We start from the raw sequence: 2,689 nt of genomic DNA, 5'->3' as shown, positions 1-2,689 counted from the left end.
TCACCGTTAACTCGGCAACACAGATCACGGCGACCGCACCGGCAGGAACAGGCACGGTTGATGTTCGCGTCACTACAACAGGGGGCACCAGCGCGACCAGTGCCAGCGACCAATTTACCTATGTCGCAGCGCCTACTGTTACAGCTGCTAAGATAAATATTAGTGGCGAAAGTGGCACAGGTGGTGCATTCAAGATAGGAGATGTAGTAACCGCAATCTGGGACAATTCTGCTAATGGCGATAACAATTCGGGTATCACCGCAGTAACTATGGATTTTAGTCAATTTGGTGGTGGCGCTACGGTTACAGCCAGCAACAATAGTGACATCTGGACAGCTACTTACACTATTGTTGCCGGTACTATTGATGCCACTAACAGGAATATATCCGTAACTGCAACAAATTCTGCTGGTCCAACAACTACGACAGGGACCAACAATGCTATTGTAGATAATCTGGCACCAGTGATTACCGATGCTAACATTAGCATCAACGGCGCCAGCGGAACAGGTGGTACGTATAAAATTGGTGATGTAATAACCGCTACCTGGAATAATACAGCCGCCGGAGATAACAATACGGATATTATTTCTTCGGTAACCATTAACTTTAGCCAGTTTGGCGGTGGAAGTGCAGTTGCGGCGACTAACAGCAGCGGTACCTGGACAGCAACTTATACACTTGCTGCCGGGGCAATTAATGCTACTAACAGGAATGTAGCTGTTACAGCAACAGATAATGCCGGAAATACAAAAACTACAGTTGATGGTAGTAATGCTACCGTAGATAACCAGGCTCCATCGGTAGTGATCAGCAGTACGGCTGGCGCATCCGGTGGATCAACCATTACTTCTCCAATTCCATTTACGGTCACTTTTTCGGAGACGGTAACAGGATTTGTAGCAGGAGATATTATACCAGGAAATGCCACAATCAGTGGTTTTTCAGGCAGTGGAACAACTTATACTTTTAATGCCACGCCAACAGCAAATGGTGTAGTAGCGATTAGTATTGCGGCCAATGTATCGCTGGATGCAGCCGGCAATGGCAATACAGCTGCCACTCAGTTTTCTATTAACTATACACAGCCTTCTCAAATTACCGCTTCAGCTGGTGCTTTTCCATCAGCGTTAAGCACAATTTATGGAACCGCATCAACATCAACCAGTGTAACCGTATCGGGTACAGGTTTATCTGCAGGTATTACGGCTACGCCATCTTCAACAAGCAATTTTGAGGTGAGTGCTGACAATGTGAGCTACAGTTCTTCTATTACTATAGGAAGTTCCGGAACAGTATCGGGAACCGTATATGTCAGGCTAAAAGCAAATGCACCAGCAGGTACAAATATTACAGGAAATGTGGTGTTAACCAGTAGCGGTGCAAACAGTCCAACAGTGAGCATACCATCAAGTACAGTTGTTAAAGCGACACTAACTTATACAGCAAATACTTCATCTAAAGTTTATGGTGATGCTGTTCCAACTTTATCCGGATCAGTAACAGGCTTTGTGAATGCAGAAAACCTGGCAACAGCTACAACAGGCAGCATTACCTGGTCAACAACTGCTACAGCAACTTCGTCTGTAGGTTCATATGCAATCACTGGAGCAGGATTAAGTGCTGTTAACTATGATTTTGTACAGGCTACATCCAATGCTACAGCTTTAACGATTGGTGCGAAAACAGTTACAGTAACGGTAGCTTCGAAAAGCAAAACTTATGGCGATGCTGATCCTGCACTGACTTATACCTTTGCTCCGGCATTGGTGGGCACCGATACCTTCACAGGAAGCTTAACCCGGTCACCTGGCGAAAACGTGGGTACTTATGCGATCAACCAGGGAACGCTTGCACTGAACGGTAATTATAATTTGACCTATGTCGGTGCTGATTTCACGATCGGTGCAAAAGCAATAACAGTTACAGTGGCAGCGAAAAGCAAAACCTTTGGCGATACTGATCCTACACTGACTTACACTTTCAGCCCGGCGTTACAAACTGGCGATAGCTTCACAGGCAGCCTAACCAGACAACCTGGAGAAAATGCAGGTACTTATGCGATCAACCAGGGAACGCTTGCACTGAACGGTAACTATACTTTAACTTACAATAGTGCTGATTTCACGATCGGAGCGAAAGCAATAACGGTAACTGCCACTGCGAAAAGCAAAACCTTTGGCGATGTTGATCCTACACTGACTTACACTTTCAGTCCGGCGTTGCAAACAGGTGATAGTTTCACAGGAAGCTTAACCAGACAACCAGGTGAGAATGCAGGTACTTATGCGATCAACCAAGGTACACTTGCTTTAAGTAATAACTACAGCTTAACTTATGTTGGTGCTGACTTAACTATTGCAGCAAGAACTATAACGGTAACCGCGGCAACGAAAAGCAAAACCTTTGGCGATGCTGATCCGGCATTGACTTACACTTTCAGCCCGGCATTGCAAACTGGCGCTACCTTTACCGGAAGCCTAAGCAGACAACCAGGCGAGAGCGTAGGCACCTATGCGATCAACCAAGGTACGCTTGCACTGAACGGTAATTATACTTTAATCTATGTCGTTGCTGATTTAACGATCGGTGCAAAAGCAATAACAGTTACAGCGGCTGCGAAAAGCAAAACCTTTGGCGATGCTGATCCGGCATTAACTTATACTTTCAGTCCGGCATTACAAACTGG

General features: G+C 45.6%; 1 protein-coding gene. It reads left to right on the top strand.

All coding sequences use genetic code 11. The features are described from left to right. A partial coding sequence (locus GJU39_RS23465) for a beta strand repeat-containing protein (RefSeq protein WP_209437731.1) occupies positions 1 to 2,689 on the top strand: 2,689 nt, incomplete at both ends.

Source organism: Pedobacter petrophilus (assembly GCF_009674725.1).
GTDB lineage: Bacteria > Bacteroidota > Bacteroidia > Sphingobacteriales > Sphingobacteriaceae > Pedobacter > Pedobacter petrophilus.
The sequence above is the reverse complement of the archived record's forward strand: the minus strand, read 5'-3'. Positions and strand labels throughout refer to the sequence as shown.